At 45.0% G+C, this 24,983-nt stretch carries 25 protein-coding genes and 1 riboswitch; of the genes, 9 read left to right on the forward strand and 16 right to left on the reverse strand.

Going from position 1 to position 24,983, the window contains the following annotated elements:
- Nucleotides 1-30 precede the first annotated feature (30 nt).
- On the reverse strand, nucleotides 31-1,827 hold the full coding sequence (locus M1M80_RS17150) for a M3 family oligoendopeptidase (RefSeq protein ID WP_060399450.1): 1,797 nt from the start codon (nucleotides 1,825-1,827) through the stop codon (nucleotides 31-33).
- Nucleotides 1,828-1,960: 133 nt separating this feature from the next.
- Between M1M80_RS17150 and M1M80_RS17155 the strand changes: the two genes are divergently transcribed.
- Both M1M80_RS17155 and mrgA read left to right on the forward strand, forming a co-directional pair.
- Complete coding sequence (locus M1M80_RS17155) at nucleotides 1,961-2,815, forward strand: oxidoreductase (protein ID WP_060399451.1); 855 nt, start codon at nucleotides 1,961-1,963, stop codon at nucleotides 2,813-2,815.
- 77 nt (nucleotides 2,816-2,892) lie between these two features.
- A complete protein-coding gene (gene mrgA, locus M1M80_RS17160) occupies nucleotides 2,893-3,354 on the forward strand; it encodes a metalloregulation DNA-binding stress protein MgrA (RefSeq protein ID WP_003221689.1) in 462 nt (153 codons plus the stop codon).
- Nucleotides 3,355-3,397: 43 nt separating this feature from the next.
- Here the strand turns inward: mrgA and htrB are convergent, their stop codons facing one another.
- Nucleotides 3,398-4,774: a serine protease Do-like protein HtrB gene (gene htrB, locus M1M80_RS17165; protein ID WP_060399452.1), complete on the reverse strand. Its 1,377-nt coding sequence runs from the start codon at nucleotides 4,772-4,774 to the stop codon at nucleotides 3,398-3,400.
- Between the two features lie 277 nt (nucleotides 4,775-5,051).
- On the opposite strand from htrB, the gene cssR reads away from it, so the two are divergent.
- Nucleotides 5,052-5,729 carry a two-component system response regulator CssR gene (cssR, locus tag M1M80_RS17170; RefSeq protein ID WP_003240782.1) on the forward strand — a complete coding sequence of 226 codons (678 nt, stop codon included), beginning with the start codon at nucleotides 5,052-5,054 and terminating at the stop codon, nucleotides 5,727-5,729.
- The gene (cssS, locus tag M1M80_RS17175) at nucleotides 5,726-7,081 is read left to right on the forward strand and encodes a two-component system sensor histidine kinase CssS (protein WP_060399453.1); all 1,356 of its coding nucleotides are present in this window, start codon (nucleotides 5,726-5,728) and stop codon (nucleotides 7,079-7,081) included. Before cssR ends, cssS begins: the two co-directional genes overlap by 4 nt.
- Nucleotides 7,082-7,109: 28 nt before the next feature.
- On the opposite strand, the gene spxO is transcribed toward cssS, so the two are convergent.
- Nucleotides 7,110-7,274 (reverse strand): anti-adapter protein SpxO, encoded by a 165-nt coding sequence (spxO, locus tag M1M80_RS17180; protein WP_003221681.1) that lies wholly within the window; start codon nucleotides 7,272-7,274, stop codon nucleotides 7,110-7,112.
- Nucleotides 7,275-7,440: 166 nt separating this feature from the next.
- Here spxO and M1M80_RS17185 point away from each other — a divergent pair, with 166 nt between their 5' ends.
- Nucleotides 7,441-8,316 carry a TetR/AcrR family transcriptional regulator gene (locus M1M80_RS17185; protein WP_060400061.1) on the forward strand — a complete coding sequence of 292 codons (876 nt, stop codon included), beginning with the start codon at nucleotides 7,441-7,443 and terminating at the stop codon, nucleotides 8,314-8,316.
- Nucleotides 8,317-8,355: 39 nt separating this feature from the next.
- Here the strand turns inward: M1M80_RS17185 and fumC are convergent, their stop codons facing one another.
- Together fumC and M1M80_RS17195 are read right to left on the reverse strand one after the other, a co-directional pair.
- Nucleotides 8,356-9,744: a class II fumarate hydratase gene (gene fumC, locus M1M80_RS17190; RefSeq protein WP_003240775.1), complete on the reverse strand. Its 1,389-nt coding sequence runs from the start codon at nucleotides 9,742-9,744 to the stop codon at nucleotides 8,356-8,358.
- A 66-nt stretch (nucleotides 9,745-9,810) separates the two neighbouring features.
- Complete coding sequence (locus tag M1M80_RS17195) at nucleotides 9,811-9,996, reverse strand: YvzF family protein (protein WP_003221676.1); 186 nt, start codon at nucleotides 9,994-9,996, stop codon at nucleotides 9,811-9,813.
- Between the two features lie 117 nt (nucleotides 9,997-10,113).
- Between M1M80_RS17195 and gerAA the strand changes: the two genes are divergently transcribed.
- Genes gerAA through gerAC form a run of 3 tightly spaced genes read left to right on the forward strand, consistent with a single transcriptional unit; the run spans nucleotide 10,114 to nucleotide 13,746 of the window.
- On the forward strand, nucleotides 10,114-11,562 hold the full coding sequence (gerAA, locus tag M1M80_RS17200; RefSeq protein WP_060399454.1) for a spore germination receptor protein GerAA: 1,449 nt from the start codon (nucleotides 10,114-10,116) through the stop codon (nucleotides 11,560-11,562).
- Nucleotides 11,531-12,628 carry a spore germination receptor protein GerAB gene (gerAB, locus tag M1M80_RS17205; protein WP_060399455.1) on the forward strand — a complete coding sequence of 366 codons (1,098 nt, stop codon included), beginning with the start codon at nucleotides 11,531-11,533 and terminating at the stop codon, nucleotides 12,626-12,628. Before gerAA ends, gerAB begins: the two co-directional genes overlap by 32 nt.
- Nucleotides 12,625-13,746, forward strand: coding sequence for a spore germination receptor protein GerAC (gene gerAC, locus M1M80_RS17210; protein ID WP_003240768.1), 1,122 nt, complete (start codon nucleotides 12,625-12,627; stop codon nucleotides 13,744-13,746). Before gerAB ends, gerAC begins: the two co-directional genes overlap by 4 nt.
- Nucleotides 13,747-13,753: 7 nt before the next feature.
- Here gerAC and liaR read toward each other — a convergent pair whose 3' ends face one another.
- From liaR to M1M80_RS17265, 11 genes are all read right to left on the reverse strand, one after another.
- Nucleotides 13,754-14,389 (reverse strand): two-component system response regulator LiaR, encoded by a 636-nt coding sequence (gene liaR, locus M1M80_RS17215; protein WP_003240766.1) that lies wholly within the window; start codon nucleotides 14,387-14,389, stop codon nucleotides 13,754-13,756.
- Nucleotides 14,367-15,449 carry a two-component system sensor histidine kinase LiaS gene (gene liaS / locus M1M80_RS17220; protein ID WP_060399456.1) on the reverse strand — a complete coding sequence of 361 codons (1,083 nt, stop codon included), beginning with the start codon at nucleotides 15,447-15,449 and terminating at the stop codon, nucleotides 14,367-14,369. Before liaS ends, liaR begins: the two co-directional genes overlap by 23 nt.
- A complete protein-coding gene (gene liaF / locus M1M80_RS17225; RefSeq protein WP_060399457.1) occupies nucleotides 15,446-16,171 on the reverse strand; it encodes a LiaRS two-component regulatory system accessory protein LiaF in 726 nt (241 codons plus the stop codon). Before liaF ends, liaS begins: the two co-directional genes overlap by 4 nt.
- Before the next feature lie 33 nt (nucleotides 16,172-16,204).
- The gene (liaG, locus tag M1M80_RS17230) at nucleotides 16,205-17,077 is read right to left on the reverse strand and encodes a LiaG family protein (RefSeq protein ID WP_060399458.1); all 873 of its coding nucleotides are present in this window, start codon (nucleotides 17,075-17,077) and stop codon (nucleotides 16,205-16,207) included.
- A gap of 100 nt (nucleotides 17,078-17,177) precedes the next feature.
- A complete protein-coding gene (gene liaH / locus M1M80_RS17235) occupies nucleotides 17,178-17,858 on the reverse strand; it encodes a stress responsive protein LiaH (protein WP_060399459.1) in 681 nt (226 codons plus the stop codon).
- 26 nt (nucleotides 17,859-17,884) lie between these two features.
- On the reverse strand, nucleotides 17,885-18,265 hold the full coding sequence (gene liaI / locus M1M80_RS17240) for a cell envelope stress-induced membrane anchor protein LiaI (protein ID WP_003240759.1): 381 nt from the start codon (nucleotides 18,263-18,265) through the stop codon (nucleotides 17,885-17,887).
- 161 nt (nucleotides 18,266-18,426) lie between these two features.
- Nucleotides 18,427-19,695 carry an MFS transporter gene (locus tag M1M80_RS17245; RefSeq protein ID WP_060399460.1) on the reverse strand — a complete coding sequence of 423 codons (1,269 nt, stop codon included), beginning with the start codon at nucleotides 19,693-19,695 and terminating at the stop codon, nucleotides 18,427-18,429.
- 174 nt (nucleotides 19,696-19,869) lie between these two features.
- Complete coding sequence (locus M1M80_RS17250; RefSeq protein WP_060399461.1) at nucleotides 19,870-20,451, reverse strand: cob(I)yrinic acid a,c-diamide adenosyltransferase; 582 nt, start codon at nucleotides 20,449-20,451, stop codon at nucleotides 19,870-19,872.
- A 21-nt stretch (nucleotides 20,452-20,472) separates the two neighbouring features.
- The gene (locus tag M1M80_RS17255; protein WP_080429118.1) at nucleotides 20,473-21,801 is read right to left on the reverse strand and encodes an ABC transporter ATP-binding protein; all 1,329 of its coding nucleotides are present in this window, start codon (nucleotides 21,799-21,801) and stop codon (nucleotides 20,473-20,475) included.
- The gene (locus tag M1M80_RS17260; protein WP_060399463.1) at nucleotides 21,801-22,862 is read right to left on the reverse strand and encodes a FecCD family ABC transporter permease; all 1,062 of its coding nucleotides are present in this window, start codon (nucleotides 22,860-22,862) and stop codon (nucleotides 21,801-21,803) included. Before M1M80_RS17260 ends, M1M80_RS17255 begins: the two co-directional genes overlap by 1 nt.
- On the reverse strand, nucleotides 22,825-23,769 hold the full coding sequence (locus M1M80_RS17265; RefSeq protein WP_060399464.1) for an ABC transporter substrate-binding protein: 945 nt from the start codon (nucleotides 23,767-23,769) through the stop codon (nucleotides 22,825-22,827). The genes M1M80_RS17260 and M1M80_RS17265 overlap by 38 nt, the downstream gene beginning before the upstream one ends.
- Before the next feature lie 105 nt (nucleotides 23,770-23,874).
- Nucleotides 23,875-24,014: riboswitch (cobalamin riboswitch) on the reverse strand.
- A gap of 153 nt (nucleotides 24,015-24,167) precedes the next feature.
- Between M1M80_RS17265 and M1M80_RS17270 the strand changes: the two genes are divergently transcribed.
- Entirely contained in the window at nucleotides 24,168-24,959 is a 792-nt protein-coding gene (locus tag M1M80_RS17270) for an SDR family NAD(P)-dependent oxidoreductase (RefSeq protein WP_060399465.1), read from the forward strand.
- The last annotated feature ends 24 nt before the right edge of the window (nucleotides 24,960-24,983 follow it).

Raw genomic sequence — 24,983 nt, forward strand, 5'->3', positions numbered from 1 at the left:
AGAAGCCGAGGCAACTGCCACGGCTTTTCTTTAAGATTCAGTCATTTGCAAAAAGGCTTCCGCATCCCGAACGGCCAGCTTAATGGCATTCTCCCAGAAATCGCGCTTCGTGATGTCAGCACCCAAATGCTTCATCGCCAAATCTTCAACGGTCATAGAAGCCGTATCGCGCAATAACGCGATATACTTCTCTTCGAACGCATTTTTTTCTTCAAGCGCCAATGCATAAATACCAAGAGAAAACAGATAGCCGAACGTATAAGGGAAATTGTAAAATGGCACCCTCGTGATATGAAAGTGAAGCTTTGACGCCCAAAAAAGCGGATGATACTCTCCTAACGCATCGCAATATGCCTCTTTTTGCGCCTCTTCCATCAGCTCATTCAAGCGGTCGGCCGGGACAGCTCCCCGCTTTCGTTCTTCGTAAAATCTCGTTTCGAATAGGAATCTGGCATGGATATTCATGAAGAACGCAACGCTTCTTTGCACTTTATCTTCAAGAAGGACAAGCTTTTCCTCCTTCGTCTGCGCCTGCTGGACAGTCGCGTCCGCCACAATCATTTCTGCAAACGTCGAGGCCGTTTCCGCGACGTTCATAGCGTAGGAACGGTTTAACGGCCTGACGTTGAGCATCGCTTCCTGATGGAACGCGTGTCCGAGCTCATGTGCAAGCGTTGAGACATTTGAGGCACTTCCCGAAAACGTCATAAAAATTCGTGATTCACCGCTGTCCGGAAAGCTCGTGCAAAAGCCGCCGACTCTTTTTCCGCTCCTGTCTTCCGCTTCAATCCAGCGGTCCCGAAACGCTTTTTCAGTAAAAGAGGACAGTTTTTTGCCAAACGTTGAAAACTGGCTGACGATGACATTTGCGGCTTCATCATATGAATAGGCCTTTCCCTCAGAACCGATCGGTGCCTCAACATCGTACCAGCTGAGCTTTTCAAGACCGAGCATAGACGCTTTCCGGTTCAGAAACTGAACGAACGGCTGCTTGTTTTCAGTGATAACCTGCCACATCGTATCCAGTGTTTCTTTTTTCATCCGGTTGATCTGCAGCGGCTCCTTCAGGACGTTCTCCCAGCCGCGCGCTTTATAGGTTTCAAGCCGGAATCCCGCTAAATGATTCAGTGTGCTGCTGAACACATCCTGCTTGCTCTCCCAGGCTTGATGCAAGCGTTCATATATTGTTTTTCTGACAGCGCGGTCTTGATGGGCCATCACATTTTCAGCCTGGCCGACAGACAATTGCTTGTTCTCACCGTTTTCCTCATACGGTATCGTCATTTTCCCGACAACCATATTGTATAAGTCACTCCAAGCATGATACCCGTCCACCGCAAGGTTTCCAATCAGTTTTTCTTTACCCGGGCTGAGCTTCTCAGCAACCCTCTGTCTTCTTTCGTTTAATATGTACGATACATCACGTAATCCCGGTTTTGTAAGCAGTGTATTCCACACGTCTTGGTCAATGTCCACAAGCTTATGATCCAATGTGACGAGAGAGGACTGAAAATTAGCAGAAAGCTGATTCATCAGCGATTTATGCTCATTAGCCTTATGATCACTGATATTCTGGGCCATAAGGCAAGCGACATAAGCGCCGGCCTGCTGAAGCTTGACGGATGTCTGTTCGAATAAATCAAGCAAAGACGTCAGTTCTTCAGTATCTTCAGGCGATTCAGGCACCTGAAACGCATCAGTCATGTCTTGAAATGCATGCAGACTTTGTGACAGCTTCTCGATATATCCCTTGAATTCTTCTGATTGGCTCCCGCCCTTAAAAAATGAATCAAGATCCCATCTTTGGTCTACCCCTTGCAGCGCCATAACACAAAACCCCTTTCCTTCTTTCATTTTATTATAGAACAATTCTGAATTATTGTATAAAAATTTCTTTGATAGGCGTAATTTTCCGTTCATGATTGTACAATAGCTGTAGCAGTTTAATAGGAGGTATATGATGAATAAAAAAATTGCCATCGTAACAGGAGCATCAAAAGGCTTTGGTCGGCTGGCAGCCGTGAAGCTCGCCAAGTCATTTTTCGTGATTGCCACAACAAGACAGCCTGAGAAAGCTGAACAGCTTCGGGAATTGGCCGCAGCACACAATGTGTCTGATTCTATTCACATTACCGCTCTCGATGTCACCGATGAGCAATCAATCGCTTCATTCGGAAAAGCTGTTAGCACTTACGCTCCCATTGATATTCTTGTGAACAACGCCGGAACGGCTTATGGAGGATTTGTCGAGGATGTGCCGATGGAACATTTCAGACAACAATTTGAAACAAATGTCTTCGGATTAATTCATGTGACAAAAACCGTTTTGCCTTACATAAGAAAGCATAGCGGCGCAAAGATTATAAATGTGAGCAGCATCAGCGGTCTGACCGGATTCCCTGCGCTGTCGCCTTATGCAGCTTCCAAGCATGCACTGGAGGGCTTTTCTGAAAGCCTGCGTATGGAACTGCTTCCGTTCGGAATCGAAACCGCTTTGATCGAGCCGGGCTCATACAAGACATCAATCTGGTCAACATCATTATCAAATTATATGTCGGTGCCCGCTGACGATTCAGCTTATCATCGATACTATCAAAAGATCCTTTCCTACGTTGAAAAAAACGCAGATGAAAGCGGAGATCCCCAAGAGGTTGCCGACCTCATTTATCAATTGTCAACAAAACAGCACTTAAAGAAATTGCGATACCCGATCGGAAAAGGCATCAAGCTCACCTTGTTATTCCGGTCGCTTTTTCCTTGGTCTGCGTGGGAATCTATCCTCAAGAAAAAACTTTTCAGTCGATCTAAATTATAATAATTATAATTTAGTATTGATTTTTAATTGATAGGTGGTATAATTAAATTAACAGATCACAAGGAGGACGTTATTTTATGAAAACTGAAAACGCAAAAACAAACCAAACATTAGTTGAGAATTCCATGAACACACAATTATCAAACTGGTTTCTGTTATACTCTAAGCTCCACCGCTTCCATTGGTATGTGAAAGGGCCTCATTTCTTTACATTGCATGAAAAATTTGAAGAACTGTATGATCATGCGGCTGAAACGGTCGATACCATCGCTGAGCGCCTGCTCGCGATTGGCGGACAGCCTGTTGCCACATTGAAAGAATACACTGAGCATGCGTCTATCACAGACGGCGGAAACGAAACATCAGCGTCAGAAATGGTACAAGCATTGGTAAATGACTACAAACAAATCAGCAGCGAATCTAAATTCGTGATCGGCCTGGCTGAAGAAAATCAAGACAATGCGACAGCGGACTTGTTTGTCGGATTAATTGATGAAGTTGAAAAACAAGTGTGGATGCTTTCCGCTTACTTAGGATAAAAAAAAGCTGAACCCTTTTCGGGTTCAGCTTTTTGATTACCGCTTAGCTTGTGCTGCTTTCTGTCTGCTTGGTCAGTGTCACGTTCAAGGTTTTCGTTTTTCCGTTTCGCAGTACTTGAATTGTCGTTTTATCTCCGACTTTCAAGTCTTTGTAAAGGATCTGGCGGATATCCGCGCTGCTCTCCACGTCTTTACCGTTTAGTTTGACAATGACATCCTCAGATTTGATACCGGCTTTTGCCGCAGGTGAATTCCCTTGAACTTCTTTTACATAAACACCTTTGCCCAATTGATCTCCAAACAGGCCTAGTGTATTTTCCTGATAGGTTTCTGGCACTTGTGACATGTCAATCATTTGTACGCCTAAAAACGGACGATCTACCTTCCCGTTTTCCAGCAGCTGGTCAACAATCGGCTCTACATCATTGCTTGGGATCGCAAATCCAAGTGACTCCACGCCGCTTTCGCTCACCTTCAAACTGTTGATGCCGATGACTTGGCCGCTTGCATTGATTAACGGGCCTCCGCTGTTCCCCGGATTGATCGCTGCGTCAGTTTGCAGCACGTTCATTTCCACCGTTCCTTGTGTTGTATCTACATCAATTGTCCGGTTCAATCCGCTGATGATGCCTTGTGTCACCGTACCGGAAAACTGCTGTCCGAGCGGGTTTCCGATGGCGATTACCTTTTCGCCCGTACGCAGCTTTGAAGAGTCACCGAAGCTCGCCACTTTTTTGACGTTCTTGCTGCTGATTTCCAGAACGGCCAAATCAGTTATGGTATCGCTGCCGACAAGTTTGGCAGTCTCCGTTTCTCCGTTGTATAACGTGACAGTCAGCTTATTCGCGCCTTGAACAACATGGTTGTTTGTAATGATATACGCTTTATTGCTGTCTTTCTTGAAAATGACGCCTGACCCCGTTCCGCTTTCACTTTCAGAGCTGGAGCCGCCTCCCGTGCCGAATGTGTTATTTTGGGAGGTTTGGATGTTGGAGATACCGACAATCGTCGGCTCTAAATCCTCTACCATATCAGCGACGTTTGAAGCGTTAGTGATCGGTGTCGTTGTAAAATTATCTGACTGCACCTGTTTATTGGCGGAAACGGCCTCAGTCGCCTGATTTTGGTCTGACGGCAGATAAGGCGCGATGCCGAGCATCAGGCCCCCGCCGATAATTCCGCCTAAAATCGGGCTCAGCCAAGCGGCTCTCCGTTTCTTTTCTTTTTTCACAGCCGTTTCTGTCTTCTCCCTTTCTAAAGCAGAAGTCGTTTCCTGCTTTCCCGCTTCATACGAAACAGGCGCGTCAAGCAATTTCTGTTCAGAATGTTCAATCAGCTGCCGGTTTTCTGTATTCTGATGTTCTGTATGTGAAGATTCTGCTTGAGGTTGATCGTTTTGGTCATCACGTCGATAATCCATGTTCTTACACTCCCTTAACGGTTTTTCATTTATCGTTACATATTAATCGCATGTACAAGTTCAATTGTCCCAATGATGAGGAGAAAAGCAAAGCACCAAAATAGAATATGTTTGATCATCCTACATCTTCCTCGCTCTTTTTCTCTTCCTTTCTTCCCTTATACATATCATAAACAAACATTGTGGGATAAAAATGAAAAGAATATGTGAAATTATGAAAATTGCCTGCCGTATGTTAAAACTAGTTTATAATGACGTTGAAAGGATGTGAAGAGCCTTGTCATACACCATTTATCTAGTTGAAGATGAGGATAACCTGAATGAACTGCTGACGAAGTATTTAGAGAATGAGGGCTGGAACATTACATCTTTTACGAAAGGTGAAGACGCCAGAAAGAAAATGACGCCGTCTCCCCACCTTTGGATTCTCGATATCATGCTGCCGGATACTGACGGCTATACATTAATAAAAGAAATCAAAGCGAAAGATCCTGACGTGCCGGTCATTTTTATTTCCGCCCGAGATGCAGATATTGACAGAGTGCTTGGCTTAGAGCTTGGCAGCAATGACTACATTTCAAAGCCGTTTCTGCCGCGGGAGCTGATAATACGTGTACAAAAGCTGCTGCAGCTCGTTTATAAGGAAGCTCCGCCTGTACAAAAAAATGAAATCGCCGTCTCTTCGTATCGGGTCGCCGAAGACGCCCGCGAGGTATATGATGAAAACGGAAATATCATCAATTTGACGTCGAAGGAATTTGATCTGCTGCTTTTATTTATCCATCATAAAGGACATCCATACTCTCGTGAAGATATTCTCGTAAAAGTATGGGGGCATGACTACTTCGGCACAGACCGGGTTGTTGATGACCTCGTTCGGAGACTGCGCAGAAAGATGCCTGAATTGAAGGTGGAGACGATTTACGGGTTCGGCTACAGGATGATGTCATCATGAAAAACAAGCCGCTCGCGTTTCAAATATGGGTTGTCATATCCGGCATCCTGTTAGCGATATCTATTTTACTGCTAGTGTTATTTTCAAACACGCTGCGCGATTTCTTTACCAATGAAACGTATACGACAATTGAAAATGAGCAGCATGTTCTGACGGAGTACCGCCTGCCGGGTTCAATTGAAAGGCGCTATTACAGTGAGGAAGCCACGGCGCCTACGACTGTGCGCTCTGTGCAGCACGTGCTCCTGCCCGAAAATGAAGCTGCTTCTTCAGACAAGGATTTGAGAATCCTGTCATCTTCGTTTATCCATAAGGTGTACAAGCTGGCTGATAAGCAGGAGGCCAAAAAGAAACGGTACAGCGCCGACGTCGATGGAGAGAAAGTGTTTTTTGTCATTAAAAAGGGGCTTTCCGTCAATGGACAATCAGCCATGATGCTCTCCTACGCGCTTGATTCCTATCGGGACGATCTGGCCTATACCCTATTCAGACAGCTTCTGTTTATTTTAGCTGTTGTCATTTTATTAAGCTGGATTCCAGCCATTTGGCTTGCGAAGTATTTATCAAGGCCTCTCGTGTCATTTGAAAAGCACGTCAAACGGATTTCCGAACAGGACTGGGATGACCCAGTGAAAGTGGATCGGAAAGATGAAATCGGCAAATTGGGCCATACCATCGAGGAGATGCGTCAAAAGCTTGTGCAAAAGGACGAAACAGAAAGAACCCTATTGCAAAATATCTCTCACGATTTAAAAACACCGGTTATGGTTATCAGAGGTTATACACAATCTATTAAAGACGGGATTTTTCCTAAAGGAGATCTTGAAAATACAGTAGATGTCATTGAAGGCGAAGCCCTTAAGCTGGAGAAAAAAATAAAGGATTTATTATATTTAACAAAGCTGGATTATTTAGCAAAGCAAAAAGTGCAGCACGACATGTTCAGTATCGTGGAAGTGACAGAAGAAGTCATCGAAAGACTGAAGTGGGCGCGGAAAGAATTATCGTGGGATATTGATGTAGAAGAAGACATTCTGATGCCTGGCGATCCGGAGCAATGGAACAAACTCCTCGAGAATATTCTGGAAAATCAAATCCGCTATGCTGCGACAAAAATAGAAATCAGCATGAAACAAGATGATCGGAATATCGTGATCACCATCAAAAATGACGGTCCGCATATTGAAGATGAGATGCTCTCCAGCCTCTATGAGCCTTTTAATAAAGGGAAGAAAGGCGAATTCGGCATTGGTCTCAGCATCGTAAAACGAATTTTAACTCTTCATAAGGCCTCTATCTCAATTGAAAATGACAAAACGGGTGTAACATACCGCATAGCAGTGCCAAAATAGACTGTAGATGTTGTTGCAGTCTATTTTTTTATGTGAAAGAATAGCCGTTAAAGTCTCTGTAATTTGTTTTGAGCGGCTGTTTGCATTGATGAACCCATTTTTTCTCTGACAAGGTCTGCTTCGGATATTTGACTTTCTCCACTTTGATTCCTCTGTTTCGCAAGCGGCTGATCATTTCGTCCAATTCTCTCATTCTAGATTCACCCTTTCGCTTGAGCTTTGACCGTTCGGTCATCTCAATTTATAATATAAATAATACATGATAAAAAAACAAGTTACAATAAGGTTAATTTTATAACAGAAGGTGTGACTATATGGTCATATCCTGCAGGCCTCCGGGCTCCGAAAGGGTGGAACCATTGAAGGAAAAAGAAAAGCTGATTATTGAAACAGCCTTAAAACTGTTTGCCCAAAAAGGATACAACTCAACATCAGTACAGGAAATCGCAAAAGAATGCAAAATATCTAAAGGCGCTTTTTATATTTATTTTCCTTCGAAAGAAGCGCTTCTTCTCTCTATGCTGAACTACTATTATGATAAAACGTTTACCCGAATTTTAAATCTTAAAACGAAGGGCGACAGCCCCAGAACGGCTTACCGCAAACAGCTGACCGTGCTCTATGAAAACATCCTTGAACACAAGGATTTTATCAGCATGCAGATGAAGGAAGGCTCTCTGCCTTACACAGAGGAAGTGGAGCAATGCGCAAAAAAAATTCGCCAGTCCTCACTTCAATTTCATATCGACAGCCTGCTGAACATTTACGGAAAAAAGGCGGAACCGTATACTGCAGAGCTTTGCTTTTTAATAGAGGGCATCAGCCAGATTTACCTGGAATGCATGATTTTGCTCGGGTACAATGTGAAGCCGGATCAATTAGCTGATATCATTATTAATAGAATTGATGATATGGTAAAAGGCATGTCTGAACGAAACGATAAGCCTTTCATCACATTGGAAGAGGCAAGCTCTTTATTTGGGCCTCTTACGCACGGACGGCCTGACCCGCTGACTGAATCGATTGTGAAAAGCCTTCGTGACAAAATAAACAGCTTAAACACAAACTCCTCTCTTGAATTATCGGAGAGCTTGGACATACTTGAAGCAGAAATGAAGAAAAAAACACCGAAGCTGGCGATCATAAAAGGAATGATCCATAATCTGACGGAGTCTGAAGCTCTCGCCAAAGATGCGGAGCAGCTTAAATATCTATTAAAACAGCAACATATTTAGAAGAACGGCTGCTTTAAAAGCAGCCGTTTTTTCTTTCTATTACGCCTTTGGTTTTACCATATCTTCCGGTTTAACCATTTCGTTAAATTGCTCCTCTGTCAGCAATTCAAGCTTCAATGCCGCTTCTTTCAGCGTCAATCCCTCTTTATGGGCAAGCTTGGCGATTTTCGCCGCATTTTCATATCCGATATGCGGGTTCAGCGCCGTAACAAGCATTAGTGAATTTGACAGGTTTTCCTGGATGGTTTCTTTATCTGGCTCAATACCGACAGCACATTTATCATGGAATGAATTCATGCCGTCACTCAGCAGCTGCACAGACTGCAGGAAGTTGTAAATAATCACAGGCTTAAACACGTTCAGTTCAAAGTTCCCCTGACTCGCCGCAAAGCCGATTGTCGCATCGTTCCCCATAATTTGCGCTGCGATCATTGTCAATGCTTCACTTTGTGTCGGATTGACTTTACCAGGCATAATGGAGCTGCCCGGCTCATTTTCTGGGATGACAATCTCCCCGATGCCGCAGCGAGGTCCGCTTGCAAGCCATCTGACATCGTTGGCGATTTTCATTAAGTCAGCCGCAAGCGCTTTTAATGCGCCATGCGCATAAGTAATTTCGTCATGGCTTGTCAGCGCGTGGAATTTATTCGGCGAGCTGCTGAACGTTTGGCCGGTCAGTTTTGTGATCTCTTCTGAGACAAGCTCTCCAAACTCTGGGTGAGCGTTGATTCCCGTACCGACAGCCGTTCCGCCGATTGCAAGCGCGCGCATTTTGTCTGTCGCTTCTAAAATCATTTCCTTCGAACGGTCCAGCATGTACACCCATCCGCTGATTTCCTGTCCAAGCGTCAGAGGCGTAGCATCCTGAAGATGCGTGCGTCCGATTTTGACAATATCATTGTATGCTTTCGCTTTTTCATCCAATGTGCTGCGAAGCTGGTCAAGCGCCGGCACAAGCTGCTCGTAAACAGCCAAAACGGCAGCAACGTGCATCGCAGTCGGGAATGTGTCGTTTGAGCTTTGGCTGCGGTTCACGTCATCATTTGGATGAATCGTTTGATCAGAGTTCTTTTCTTTTAATAAAGCAGTCGCGCGGTTGGCCACCACTTCGTTCATGTTCATGTTACTTTGTGTGCCGCTTCCGGTCTGCCATACGACAAGCGGGAAGTTGTCATCGTATTTGCCTTTGAGCACATCATCACAAACCGCTGCAATCGCTTCCGCTTTTTCCGCATCCAGATTGCCGAGGCGTTTATTAGCGAGCGCTGTGCTTCGTTTTAATATTGCAAACGCCTTCACAACTCGCATCGGCATTTTTTCAGAACCGATCTTAAAGTTCTCCTTGCTTCGCTGTGTTTGGGCGCCCCAAAATTTATCAGCAGGAACTTTTACTTCTCCCATGGTGTCTCGTTCAATTCTGTATTCCATTTATGTATCCCTCCATAACGGTTGCTTCAATAGATCATAATTCGCCAGTGATATAAAAAATCCTTTTTATTTTTCGATCTTGGCAGATTTTAATTTTAATTCAAGATATACGCGGGAATCCTTTGAATATTTGTACTTCGGATTCGTCCTGCCGTACTCCTTTGATGTATAGGAGACATCATAATGCTTTTCAAATGATCTGATGAGCTGTTCTATTTCTTCTTGTTTTCCTGCAAGCCTTACCTGTGCCACTTCATTTCCTCCGCTTTCATAAAAAAACTGCTGCCATGAAATACTGTAACACAGTATATCATTTTTTTAACAGGAAAAGATAACCTCTACTAAGGTTTTGGATAAGAGGTGACCTCGTTGGAACAAACAGAATTTAAGGAATATATACACGATAATTTAGCATTGGTGCTTCCAAAATTAAAAGAAAACGACGATCTCGTAAAAAACAAAAAAATGCTCGCCAACGGGCTTGTTTTTTACTATCTCTATTTTAGTGAGCTGAATGATCAGAAGAAGGTTTCAGATTCGATTAAAACCTTAATCAAAGATGAGGAGACCCTGACGCTTGACCAAGTCAAAAAACGCCTTGACCAGCTTGACGCGAGACCCGTTGAAACCGTAAAAAAAACGATCGAGTCCATTCTCAGCGGCAATTGTGCTGTGTTTATCAACGGATTGGACAAAGTCTATGTTCTGTCTACAGGAAAGAAAAAAACAAGAAGCCTGGCAGAGCCGACAACTGAAAAAGTGGTTCGCGGCCCAAAAGTCGCGTTTGTAGAAGATCTCAATACAAATCTCGCTCTGATCAGACAAAGAACCTCTCATCCGAAATTAATCACCAAAAAAATCATGATCGGCCAAAACAAGCTGAAGCCGGCGGCCATTATGTATATTGAAGGGAAAGCAAAAAATTCCGTCATAAAAGAAGTGAAGGCACGGCTTAAAAATGTCCAGCTGGAGGATATCCAGGACAGCGGAACGCTTGAGGAGCTCATTGAAGATAATAAATACTCGCCGTTTCCGCAGATTCAAAATACGGAAAGGCCTGACAAGGTATCGTCGGCCCTGTTTAACGGCCGTGTGGCCATTTTGGTCGACAGTTCACCATTTGTGCTGCTGGTCCCGGTTTCTCTCGGCATACTGATGCAGTCGCCGGATGACTACTATGAACGCTGGATTTCAGCATCTCTTATCCGGTCGCTGCGTTTCGCTTCTATCTTTATCACCTTGTTTTTGTCATCGATTTATATTGCACTTGTGTCATTCCATCAAGGGCTGCTGCCGACCGCACTCGCCGTTACGATTTCGGCAAACAGGGAAAACGTGCCGTTTCCGCCGATATTTGAAGCCTTGCTAATGGAAGTGACAATCGAGCTGCTAAGAGAAGCCGGGCTGCGCCTCCCCAATCCGCTCGGCCAGACGATTGGTCTCGTCGGGGGCGTTGTCATCGGACAGGCAGCTGTAGAAGCCAACCTTGTCAGTTCGATTATGGTTATCGTTGTCAGTGTCATTGCCCTAGCATCCTTTACCGTTCCCCAATACGGAATGGGTCTGTCTTTCCGCGTACTGCGTTTTATTTCGATGTTTTCAGCCGCAATACTCGGGCTGTACGGGATTATTTTATTTATGCTGGTCGTTTATACGCACCTAACGAGACAAACGAGCTTTGGATCTCCGTATTTTTCGCCTAATGGATTCTTCAGTCTGAAAAATACAGATGATTCCATTATCCGTCTACCAATTAAAAACAAACCAAAAGAGGCGAATAATCCAAATGAGCCAAAAACAGACTCCACTGAAACTTAATACCTTTCAAGGTATTTCTGTTGTTGCAAATACAATGCTCGGGGCCGGTCTTTTAACATTGCCCCGAGCGCTGACCACCAAGGGTAATACTCCTGACGGCTGGATTGTGCTGATATTAGAAGGTGTCATTTTCATTTTTTTCATTTATTTAAACACGCTCATTCAGAAAAAACATCAATATCCCTCACTGTTTGAGTATTTGCGGGAAGGCCTTGGGAAATGGATTGGCAGCATCATAGGGCTTTTGATCTCCTGCTATTTTATCGGAGTGGCCAGTTTTGAAACCAGGGCGATGGCTGAAATGGTGAAGTTTTTCCTGCTTGAGAGAACACCGATTCAGATTATTATTTTAACGTTTATCTGCTGCGGCATCTATTTAATCGTTGGGGGGCTCAGTGATGTTTCGCGGCTGTTTCCCTTTTATTTAACAGTGACGATTATTATTTTGCTGATTGTGTTTGGGATCAGTTTTAAAATTTTTGACATCAATAATTTACGCCCTGTTTTAGGTGAAGGCCTTGGCCCCATTGCGAACTCGCTAACTGTTGTTTCCATCTCTTTTTTAGGAATGGAAGTGATGCTGTTTCTTCCTGAACATATGAAGAAAAAGAAATATACATTCCGATATGCCTCTATAGGATTTTTGATTCCGATTGTATTATATATCCTTACGTATATCATCGTTGTCGGGGCTTTAACGGCTCCCGAGGTGAAAACACTGATCTGGCCGACCATTTCTCTCTTTCAGTCCTTTGAACTCAAAGGCATATTCATTGAACGGTTTGAATCGTTTTTACTGGTCGTCTGGATCATTCAATTTTTCACAACGTTCGTCATCTATGGATATTTCGCCGCTAACGGGCTGAAGAAGACGTTTGGATTATCGACTAAAAAAAGCATGATTCTCATCGGCGCGGCTGTCTATTTTTTTTCCCTATGGCCGGATGACTCCAATCAGGTCATGATGTACAGCGATTATCTCGGATACATTTTCATCGGCGTGTTTCTGCTTCCCTTCATTCTCTTTTTCATTGTAGCTCTCAAAAGGAGGATTTCAGCAAAATGAAATTCCGGATTTTAAGTATGTTCATATGCACCCTATTGCTGTCCGGATGCTGGGACAGCCGGAATATTGAGGAATTAAGCCTGATCATCGGTGTTGGTTTAGACAAGCCGGATGATAAAAATTTAGAACTGACACAGCAGATTCTCGTCCCGAAAAAAATCAGCTCCAAAGAAGGCTCTTCATCTGATCCGACACAGCTTGCAATCACAAAGGGTGAAACTGTCCATCAAATGATGAGAACATCTGCATTAAAGCATAACCCTACGTTTTCACAGCATTTGCGTCTCATTCTGCTTTCCAAGAGCGTAATTGCGGAACATATTGGAATGGACGCGATCATTAACCAGTTTGTCAGAGACAACGGAACAAGGAGGAGTTCATACGTCTTTGTCACCGATGGCAGAACTAAGGATATATTTAAAATGAATGATCAAGGCGAACCCGCATCTAATGTGATTTACGATCTGACAGAGAATAATGCGGTAACGATCAGAATGATGGAGCCTGTTACATTGGGGGAGATCTCAGAACACTTGACCTCTGACGATTCGTTCCTCATCCCTCATGTCGGTAAGGAAAACGGCAAACTCGCGATAAACGGGGCTGCCATCATCAAAAATAAATTATGGAACCGGAATTTAACACCGGTTGAGGTTCAAAATATCAACTTATTTACAGGCACTGTCGAAGGAGGCGTCATTGATATGAGGCATAATGGCAATCTTTTTTCTTATGAAGTGTACTCCAGCAATCGCAAGATCAAGACAGACTACAAAGACGGGAAGTTCAAATTCACCGTCACACGCAATATTGAAGGTCGTTTATCAGAGGACTGGAATCCGAATGAAGATTCATTTAAGGATTCATATATAAAAGATATTGAAAAGACAGTCGAAAAACGATTACACAAAACAGTAACAGCATTTATTACAGGCACACTGCAGAAAGATATCAAAGCAGATGTCACCGGGCTGGGAAACGAGGTCAGAATTCATTATCCTCAAAAGTGGAAAAAGATTGCAAGAAAATGGGATGATGATTATTTCAGCAATGCGGAAATAGACTACCGGGTCAATGTGGTTGTCAGAGACTTCGGGACGAAAGGCGCAAACAAATAGCTGACGCCTATTTTACGAGGTGATTTCGGTGTGCATACACCGCCGCCTGCGTCCGGTCACTGACATCCAGTTTTGATAAAATATTGGTGATATGGGTTTTGACTGTTTTAATGGTGATAAACAGTTCCTCGCCTATTTCTTTGTTTGTTTTTCCTTCTGCGATCAGGCAGAGAATTTCGAGCTCCCGTTTCGTAAGTGATTCATGCGGGAGCGCGTGTTCACCTGAGTGGCGCAGCCGGGATAATACTTTTCCCGCCACTTTGGATTCCAGCTTAGGTTCTCCCTTGCTTGCGGCGCGGATGGCATCGGCGATTTCCGCCGCTTTTGAGGTTTTCAATAGATAGCTGAGCGCGCCCGCTTCAATGACCGGATACACTTTGTCATCATCAATGAAGCTTGTGAGCACAATAATTTTCGGATCTGGAAGCTCTCGGCAAATCTGCTTTGTGGCTTCAATGCCATCCATGCCCTCCATGACAAGATCCATTAAAATGACATCAGGCGACAATTCCGCAGCAAGCCGCACGCCTTCGCTGCCGTCAGACGCTTCGCCGATGACTTCAATATCGGGCTGCGCCTCCAAAAAAGCCGCGAGCCCCATTCTGACCATTTCATGATCATCAATCAATAATACTCGAATCACGTTCGTTCTCTCCTTTTTCTTCCGGGAAAATCGGAACCTTCACTTCGATTTGTGTGCCTTTTCCTTCTACTGAAATCACTTCGGCGACCCCGCCGATTTCGCTTGCACGTTCTTTCATAGAGTTCAAGCCGTATGAGGATGCTTTCACCTGATCCATTTTAAAGCCTTTTCCGTTATCAATCACCTTCAGCCGGAGCTGATTGTTCTTTACGCCCAGAATCACGGATACTTTTGAGGCTTTTGAATGTCTGAATACGTTTGAAAGGGCCTCCTGAACGATTCTGAACAAATGATCTTCCATACCCTTGGATATCGGCGTGTCCTGAATATCCCACTCAATATCAAGCGGCTGTTTCTTCCGGAACTCGTCCAAAAGCTCTGTAAGCCCCTCTTTCAGTCCTTTTCCTTCAAGGGTAACAGGCCTTAAATGAAGCAGCAGCGCCCTCATTTCATTTTGGGCTTCACCTGCCATATGCTCGACCAGCTTGATCCGCTTGACCGTTTTATCATCAGCTTCCTTGACGTGTTCCAACACAGCTGATGTCATCATCGATATTGCAAAGAGCTGCTGGCTGACTGCATCATGAAGATCTCTTGCCAATCGCTGGCGTTCTTCTGAGACAACCGACTTCTTCATTTGCGCCTGCCATTCCGCACGTTCATTGGAAAGTTTCTGCAAGGAAGCGACTTGAAGCTCCACGCGCTTCGCCATTTCATTCAGCTGATCGGCGGCCAGGCCGATTTCGTCATCTCCAAGCGGCGGTATTCGATAAGCGAAATTGCCGTTTTCAAAGGTTAAAATCGACTCGACTAATGTATCAACCCTTGTCTTCAGCCGATTGCCGTACATATACCCTGAGGCAAAACCGACTGTCACGCTGATCAGCAGCAATATCAGGATAAACGGAATCCCAAACCAGCTTGACGACAGCAAAACAAGCGGATCAAGCCGATAGTAAAACATCATAAAGGAAATCAAGCAGGCAAAAAGGAGCAGGCTGATTCCCGTTGTCATGCGGATGGCGCGCCACTGGAGGCTCGCAAGCAGTTTTTTTCTCATACGTACTTCACATCCACATCACCGATAAATAAGGAAACGGACACTTTGACCCGGCGCTTTGAGTCACTGAAATCGGATGACGCGGCATATACCTTCGTGCTTAATCCGCTTTTCTTCGAGCCGATCAGATTGATATCACCGATAAAAACAGCTGAGCTGACGGCCACTTCAAGGTCTGATGGTACATAAATATCAACGTTTCCAATGACTCCGCTAATGACGATTGTACTTTCTCCCTCTGGAATCATCGCTTTAGACAAGTCGATTTTGATATCACCGATAAAACCAGAGATATTTAAATCATTCAGGTCAAACGGCTGCTTCATCATTTGCAGCTCTCCGATAAAAAAGCTGCGCATATCGGGATGTTTCACATCTTTTGGCGGCTCATGCTGTTCTTTTTTATTGAGATCGACCCGTTTTTCATTTGGTTCAAATATCGGCTTTCCTTTGACAAGCCTGTAGCCGGCGTAAATCAGAAATGCGGCAAACGCATAGCCGAATAAATTAAAGGTGATGCTGAATAGGTTTTTCAAAAATAGAAATGCGGCAAAGATGTACATGACGGAACCGAGCCAATCACGGGAATATTTTTTTAAGAAATAGCCGGCAATCAGAAAAAAGAGCGGCCAAAACAGCAGATCGCCTATTCCGATAATTTGCAAAAACATACTGATGCCGAATAAAGCAATAATAAATCCAAGAAGCTGTTTTTTTGTCATTCCTGGTGTCCGCCTCCTTTCTTCTGCCTGGTGCTACTGTATCGCTAGATCCCCGCTGTCCGTTTTGATATCGATTGGATGCCGGCCGCTTCCTTGCGAGCCTGTGATTTGATGATGATCTTTATGTGCTGTATCAGCAAATGAATACGGCGAACTGACGCGCCCGCTCGCTGATTTTGCATTGACTGTAAAGCTGCCGTTTTTGGGAAGGCTCAAATCCGCATCGCCGCTTGTCAGCGTGACAGATACAGGGCCCGTTACCTTTTTCAGTGCAGCATCAAGGTTTCCTGAAGTCATCTTCACATCAAGAGAGCCTGATACATCAGCCAGGTTTGCATCTCCTGAAGCTAAGTCAATGCCGGCTGTTTTGGTGACGGTATTTGAAATGATGACATCTCCGGATGATCCCTTCACTTTCAGGTCTTGAAGGCGGACGTCCGTCACTCTCATATTTCCGCTCGCAGATACTGCGTTCAGCCCCGAAAGCGCAAGACGATGATTCCCGTCCACAGACACGTCACCGCTTGAGGTTCGCACCGTCAGATCACCTTTATAATCATACGGAAGCCGGACGACAAGGGAAGAACGGTTAAATCCATTCAAAAATTGAAATTCTTTTTCCTTTGCGGTCAGCTCCAGTTTTCTTCTGTTTTCAGTAACAAATAACTTCCCGGAGTCTCCTGATATGCCTGCCGATATGTCATTTCGTTCTTCCGCTATGATCCGGACATTCTTGTTATCCGACTCAATGACCACGCTGCCGATGTCCCGCGGCGATGCGCTGGCTGAATCAGCTTCTGTGCCGCTTACGAAACCCAAGCCTGCAGCAAACACGTCTTTTACCACGACGGCGAAAAATATAAGAATACCGGCAATGATCAGCAATTTGCCCAGCATTTTTTTCATTCGATTTCATCCTTCTCATTCATTCTATTATAAAGGAAAAGCCTATGAATTGATACGTGCGGAAGGGAAGGACTTGACCGCAAATCCTTCCCCGTTCCGCTTATTCATTTGCTGCTTTTGACGTCTGGTCTGATTTTTGCAGTGAGAGCGATCGCATTTTTTCAATCTCCGCTTCCACATCATCTGCGAATTCTTTGCGTGTGAGTTCTGTGCCGGCTTCAGCTGACTTTGAATAATTCGCGCGGATTTCCATTTCCTCAATACGGTTTTCAATACGCAAAAATTCACGATACGCGCTTTCGCTGTCAATTTTGTCAAATGTCGTATTCATATGCTCTTTTGCCTTCGCTGCATTTGCACGGGCAATCAGCGCCTGTTTTTTATCCTTTACGTCCTGAAGCTTTGTTTCAAGTGCAGCCAGCTGTTCTTTCAGCTCAGCCAGCTGGCTGTTCGCTTGTTCATAGGACGCTTTATGCTCAGCCGCCTTCCCTTCTAAGTACTTCATTTCAGTTAGCGCCTTTTTCGCCAGTTCTTCTTCGCCTGAGTCAAATGCGAGCTGTGCCTGATTTTTGCGTTTTCCAGCCACTTCAGCTGCTTCTTCAAATTTTTTCTTGAATTGATAGGCAATCGTGTGCTGTTTTATAATCGTTTGTTTTGCTTTGGCAATGTCACTTTCCATATCGCGTACATATTGATTCAGCATCACCTTTGGGTTTTCCATTTTATCAAGACCTTCATGAACTGACGCAACAAACATATCTCTGATTCTTTTTAATACCATACCTGATTCCTCCTAATATGCTGATATTATTTTTTCTTCAAAAATTCTTCCCATTCGTCATCAAAGTGAGATTGGTAGCCAGCTGAAGCCGGTTCAGGATCAAAAGATGACACACCGTTATCAGCTGATCCGTTTTTCATCAGCTTCCAGCCGTAATACACCATAGCGGCCGCCAGCGCAATTCCGACGACAAACGGAAGTGAACAAATGAGCATGATCGCTCCGATACCGCCCAAGATGATTCCTGTGATGGTTTTTCCTGCAGCAAACCTTTTGATTCCTGCGTATGTCATCAAGCCCCCGATGGCGAGCGGGATGATAAAGCCGAAGCTTCCTCCTCCAAAAAAGACGGAGATCCCAAATACAATTAATAAGAATCCGCCTATTGTTTTCTTGTTTATCTTCATGCAGATCCTCCTTTCGTTTTCCTTGTCTTCATCTTAAACAAATTAGCATTTGCGCAAAACGAATCAGAGATTGATTTTTATATAAGACCGGAGTCGTATCTTGTGCCGGACCCATAAGCACAAAAAAACGCCATGCACGAGGCATGGCGTTTCAAAACCCTTTACAGATGAACACTTGCTTCCCTTTCTTTGATCAGGTCGGACCGTTCTGCTTTAGCCAGCTTTGTGAACAGCAAAATGCCGATACCCGCAATAATTTCGACAACCCCTCCAACAGCGATCACAGGTCCTGAACCAAAGGCGTTTGCGGCATACCCGCAAATGACAGCTCCGGCAGGTATGGAAATATTTGAGATCATATGTATAACGGCGTAGACCTGCGGCTGATCCTCACTATCAACAGAGGTCTGGATAATCGTGTACTCTGGAACATTAACAGCACTGACTGCGGCGCCAAAGGTAAACGCAGCGAGAAAGACGAGCGGCAAAAAGGTATTCATACCGGTAATAAAGAAAGCCAATCCTTCAATAATGCCGGCAGTTACAAATAACAGGCCGTATCTGTTTACTTTGACTTTCGCCAGCACAAATCCCAATAAAAATGCGCCTGCGGCGGTGGTGGCCTTTAAAAGCGAGTAAACGATCGGCTGGCCGTTTAAATCTTCTGCAACGTAAACGGCTGAGAGCGCTTCCCAAGGGGCTGCCGCGAAATTCATAAAGATACAATAAATGGCGAGCGGATATAAAATCTGATGTCTTCTGACGAGCGTAAAACCGCGTTTCAGTCTTCCGATATATGTGCCTCTCTGCGTAACAGCAGCAGACTCTGATTGAGATTCAACCGCAGTGTACTTAATAAAAAGGACGAGAAAGCCAGAAACCAAATAGAGTACAAGTGCGATAAGCATCGTATAAGAAGGGCTGATAAATGTAAGAAAAGCGCCGCATAACGTGACGGCTCCGAGCCGGACAATTTGAGCAGAGGACTGCAGTACAGCGTTTGCTTTTTGAATGCCCTCTTCATTTACGATTTGGGGAATTAAAGCTATAGAGGCGGGATTGTAGGCGGCGCCCGTAGCAGAATGCACAATCATAAGCGTCATGACAAACCACAGCGGAGAAAAGCCGGCAAAGTGACACAGAGGAATAATCAAAACAATCGCAGCCCTTGTCAGATCTGAAAAGTACATCCAAAATTTCAGCGTGTTCTGTTTCATGAAAGGACCCGTCACAGGTGCCAGCACAGCTTCCGGCAGAAAGGTAACAGCAATCAATAAAGCAGTGCCGATCGCACCTTTGCCGTCATAAATTAAAAACCATAATATTGAATTAAATGCGAACATATCGCCGGATATCTTGACTATTCTTGAGAAAAAAAGATAATTGAAATTTCTCTTCCAGATGCTATCACTTTCAATTAAATTCACCATCTATCAGAGCCCCCCACTGCCTATTTTTTACATCTATTTGTTCCAATATCTCATTTTTCCATTTTTCAGTCAATAATTCATAAGGTTCATTTTTTGTCGTAAAATGGGAGATTGACAGAATGAAAAACAAAAAAGCCGGCATGTAGGGAATACACCGGCTTTTATTTTCTCTTTTTATGATTCGCTGCTGTTTCGGTCCCGAAACACAATAGCACTTCTTTCATATTCTACATCGTCAATGCCGCTTCTTACGTTCACAACCCGTGCAGCGGCAAAGAAATAGTCGGACAGACGATTCAAATAACGAAGCACTGTTTCATGGATCTCCTCCGATTTCATCAGCGCCACCACTCGGCGTTCCGCCCGCCTAGCAATGGTGCGCGCCGCATGGAGAAGCGAAGCGCCCTTCGATCCGCCCGGAAGAATAAATTTCTTCAGTTCTGGCGCTTCTGATGTATAGGCATCAATGCGCGTTTCTAAAAAGGAAACGGATTCTTCCTTTAGTTTGTAGTCTTTTCTTTCTGTGACAATTGCCAGATCGCCTCCGCAGTCAAACAGCTCATGCTGGATGATCAGCAGCTCGGCTGTCAAATCTTCAAAGCCGGGCTGCCCGGAAAGCTCTGACAAAGCAAGCCCAACAAAGCTGTTCAGCTCGTCAATCGTGCCGTAGCTTTCGACGCGGAGGCTGTCCTTGTCCGTTCTGCCTCCGACTAAGCTCGTTTGTCCCTTATCGCCTGTTTTTGTATATAGTTTCATACATGTGTCTCCTTTACAGACTTATTCAAACAGCTCTGCAGCCTCTTTTACACATTCAGCTGTTCCTATCTGTATCAATTGATTCAGCCGCTTTTCTGTGTTTTCAGATTGCTGAGTTTGTGTCGCAGCGATGAGAATATCACCCTCTGCCCGTCCGTCTCCCAGCACTTTCATCCGTTCTGCTTCGGCAGTCATGAGAGCTCTGACAAAGCATTGATCTGCCGCATAGCCGTTGATCAAAATCCATATCGAAAAGCCGGTCATGACACATATCAAAATGGATAGCTCTCCATCTTCATACGTTCGATACACGAAACGGTCAAGCCTTCCCGGCGAAGCCATCGCACAAGTTTCCGGCAGATGAAAACCGTTTTCTGACAGATAGGCCGTAAGCCTTTCTATAGGATCTGACTGAACTGGCAGCCGTTTATGTATCAGCGTTCTGCTCCACGAAAACCCTGCACCGACAGGCGCTGAGGACAGTGTACGAAGTGGGATTTCCGTTTGCAGAAGAATGTCATCATGCCCCGTTTGAATCAAAGATTCAAACGGGATAGGCTGCTGCTTCACACTGTCTTTTTCAGGCTGTATCGCAATCATCGGTTTTGGGGAGCTGTGATGGACCAAGGTGGTGACATCTGTATCGTACACGGCCTTTATGTGATGTTCTGTAACCGCATATTCCGGCTTTTGCTTAGGCCCGGCTGTACCATTTTTCATAAACAAGAGCTCATCACAGTACAGGCTCGCGGTATTCAAATCATGAAAAACGCTGACAGCTGCCAATTCGTTTTCTCTTGTCAGGCGTTTGATGAGATCAAGCAGTTCTTTTTGATAAGCCAGATCGAGAAAATTTGTCGGCTCGTCCAAAAATAAAATACGCGGCTGCTGCGCCAAAGCTTGGGCCAAATACACCCGCTGCTGTTCCCCTCCGCTTAGATCGCGGATCGATTTTCCTGCAAAAGCGGCCACTCCGGTTTGCTCCATTGCTTCCTGTACAATGGCTTCATCCTTTTCAGTCTGCTGTCTGAACAGTCCTGTTTGGAATGGATATCTGCCGAAGGCTACAGTTTCTTTGACGGTAAAGGTAAAGGCTTGATCCGTTTTTTGCGGCAGGACGGCCATGATTTGCGCCAGTTCCTTCGGTTTATAGTCTGCCAGCGGTTTGCCAGCCAAATAAACACTGCCTTCCTTGGCCGGCAGCGTACCAGTCAGCAAGTGTAAAAGCGTGGTTTTTCCGCTTCCATTAGGGCCGAGAATACCGAGAAATTCACCCTTCTCCACTGTTAAGCTGACATTGTTGATCAGCCGGCTGTCTCCGTATCCTCCCGACAGCCCTTCTGCCTTCATCATAAGCTTCTCCCCCCGCGGTGCTGCCGAATTAAAATAAGGGCAAAAACAGGTGCCCCCGCCAAGGACGTAATAATCCCAATCGGCAGTTCAATCGGCTCAATGATCGTTCTGGAAAGCAGATCAGCTAAAACAAGAAAACCTGCTCCGAGCAAGGCGGACAGCGGCAGTAAATGCCGATGGTCCGTTCCCCACAAAAGCCTTGTGATATGCGGAATCACAAGACCGACAAAGCCGATCGTGCCGGATACAGCCACAGCGCTTCCCGTCAAAAGAGAGCCAGCTATCAAAATCAGCATTTTTCTCTGCTGAACGCTGACTCCGAGAAGCTTTGCTTTGTCTTCTCCATATGTCATTACGTTCAGCTCTCTTCCATTGACGATCAGTAAAACGGTTCCCAAAAGAAAAAACGGGAGAAACAGAACAACATAACTCCAGCCCCTCATGGAGACACTGCCGAGCAGCCAGTGCACAATCGGCAGCAGGTTGTCGCCTGTCAGGGCAATGATAAGAGAAATAAATGCGCCCAAAAAAGAATTGATGATGACACCGGTCAAAATCAGGGTAGTAACAGACATTGAAGCATGAACGAGGCGGCTGAAGGAAAGGACCGCCGCCATCGTGGCAAGTGCCGCGGCTACACTCACAACCGGGAGTGTAAACCCTCCGATAACAGGAAGCTGCAGGCTAAAGAATAGGGTCACAACCGCTCCGACTGAAGCACCGGATGAAACACCAAGTGTGTAGGGGTCAGCAAGCGGATTTTTCAACAGCCCCTGAAAAGCAGCCCCTGCGATAGAAAGAGCCGCTCCCACAAGGGCGGCCAGCACAACTCTCGGCAGTCTGATATTCATCATAATATTGGTGTACATCGGGTCATCAGAACCGATAGAACCGCCAAAGCCTTCATGCCAAAAGACACGAAAGATAGCGGGTATAGGAATTTGCAGGCTGCCGCAAGAAATTCCTAATATGATGCTCACGGCTAAAAACGAAAAACTGATGATATATGCGGCGTAACGATTATTCCTTAAACGTATCCGGGTAAATGCTTTCCGCAAGTTCTTCGACCCCTTCGATCAGACGGGGGCCGGAACGTGTCACAAGATCAGGATCCACATCGTACACGCGATGATGTTTCACAGCATCGATTTCGCTCCAGCCATCGCGTTTTTCCACTGCTTTCGCTTTCACTCCGTCCGTTGTAACGATAGCATCAGGATTGAGTTTTACGATCGCCTCGTCTGTCATTTGCACCCAGCCTGTTTGGTCCGCTGCTGCGTTTTTAGCATGGATGACATTCAGCATTTCATTCATAAACGTGTCTTTTCCGGTTGTGTAAATGTCGGGATCAGGAGAAACCTCGATAAATACGCTTTTCTTCTCGTCTTTTGAAATGGTTTTCGCTTTTTCTTGAATATCCTGCAAATCGGATTTCATGCTTTTCACGAGCTGATCGGCTTTTTTCTCTGCCCCGGCAGCTTCTCCGATCATTTCGATTGATTTGTACACCTCGGAAAATGATTGTGCATCATTGACAGTCAGCACGGTAATGCCCGCGTCCTTCAGCTGTTTGATGGCATCCGCTGACGCTGCCATGGAAGACTCATGGGCAAGAACGAGATCCGGCTTGAGAGAAATGACTTTTTCAACGTTTACATTCATATCTCCGACCTTATCAACCTTTTTGACTTCCTTTGGATATGTATCGTTTGTGGTGACGCCAACCACTTTGTCACCGAGGCCGAGAGCGTATGTAATTTCTGTGTTGCTCGGCATTAATGAAACAATCTTTTTCGGCTCCTTTTTGATTGTCACATCTTGATTTGACGCATCATCAATGGTGACAGGAAACGCTTCTGTCTTTTGTTTTGCCTTGGAATCCTCCTGATCTGCAGCATTTCCGCAGCCTGTCATCATAACAGCAGCCAGCAGAAGCGCAGCCCATATTCCGGCTAGTTTCTTCATAACCTTTCCTCCTAAGTGAACTAAAAAAAGCATCTCTACGATGGTAAAGATGCTGTAAACAACACAAAAAAGCCTATTGTTTACACATCATCTGTCCTCGCAGACTTCGTGCTGATCAAACAGGCAGGTATCCTGGCTCTTGGCGCTATGGCCAATTACAGTGGCGGGACCGCACCGGCTTTTACCGGTTTCCCTATTAAGCCGGCTGTTGTTCACGGACCGGCACCTATTTGACATCCGTATCCTTTTTTCGGAGTAATTATACTATATGACTGACAGGCTTGTATATGCGTCCTGAATGACTTTTCCCTGGTATATGTATGGGAGCAAAATCCTCGTAAACACTAAATTTGATCTTGTATACTTAATACCATCATCAATAAAAAGGAATGATTCTTATGGATTTACAGCTAAGAGACAAACTCGTCTTAATCACCGGCTCGACTTCAGGTATCGGGAAAGCTGCAGCAAAAAGCTTTCTGCAAGAGGGTGCGGCAGTCATAGTCAACGGACGCAAACAAGAGACTGTCGATCGCACAATTGAAGAGCTTTCTGCATATGGAACCGTGCACGGTGCGGCTGCCGATTTGTCAAAAACAGATGAAGCAGCGGCTTTTATTGAAAAAGTAAATGCAATCGGTGATATCGATATCCTTGTCAACAACCTTGGTTTCTTCGAAGTAAAAGACTTTGCCGATGTAACAGATGAAGAGTGGAATCAATATTTCGAAGTGAACGTGATGAGCGCGGTTCGGACAAGCCGTCACTTCCTTCCAAAAATGCTTGCCAAAAACAGCGGACGCATTTTAAATATCGCAAGTGAAGCAGGTATCAAACCGCTTCCAACGATGATTCCATACTCCATGACAAAAACAGCGCTGATCAGCCTTTCAAGAGGGATGGCTGAAATGACGAAAGGTACGAATGTCACAGTAAACTCAGTGCTTCCGGGACCTACATGGACAGAGGGCGTCGCATCCTATATGGAAGGTGCCGCACAAGCTGCCGACCAGGATACAGATACATTCATTAAGGACTATTTTAAAGTCAATGAGCCGACTTCTCTTATTCAGCGATACGCGACAGCAGAAGAAGTTGCTAACACGATTGTATTCCTCGCGTCTGACGCTGCATCTGCCATCAACGGCACGGCACAGCGTGTGGAAGGCGGCATTATCCGTTCTCTGTAATATGCAAAAAACGCATCCGTATTT

The sequence above is a fragment of the Bacillus inaquosorum genome (genome assembly GCF_023238325.1).
In the GTDB taxonomy this organism is placed as follows: Bacteria; Bacillota; Bacilli; order Bacillales; family Bacillaceae; genus Bacillus; species Bacillus inaquosorum.